The 232-nt window shown below is 34.1% G+C and carries 1 protein-coding gene; it reads left to right on the top strand.

Going from position 1 to position 232, the window contains the following annotated elements:
• A partial coding sequence (locus SB724_RS22000) for a hypothetical protein (RefSeq protein WP_410573224.1) occupies positions 1-232 on the top strand: 232 nt, incomplete at both ends.

The raw sequence follows: 232 nt of genomic DNA, 5'->3' as shown, positions 1-232 counted from the left end.
ATATAGTTGTTTTTTTAGTTATTATTTTTATGCTGTCAGGGTGCTCTGAAGAGCAAGTTCCTGAGCAAAAATTAAAACCTGTTTCTGCCATTGAGTTAAAAAAAACTAACTCGTTTGATAGTCGTATTTTGTCAGGTGTTATTCAACCTGCAGATACAACGACCTTAACATTTGAGGTTAGCGGAAAGGTTGAAGACGTTTTTTTTGATATTGGTGAAGCTTTTGATAAAGG

It is taken from the genome of Bacillus sp. SIMBA_031 (assembly GCF_046535225.1).
Lineage (GTDB): Bacteria > Bacillota > Bacilli > Bacillales > Bacillaceae > Bacillus > Bacillus velezensis.
The sequence above is the reverse complement of the archived record's forward strand: the minus strand, read 5'-3'. Positions and strand labels throughout refer to the sequence as shown.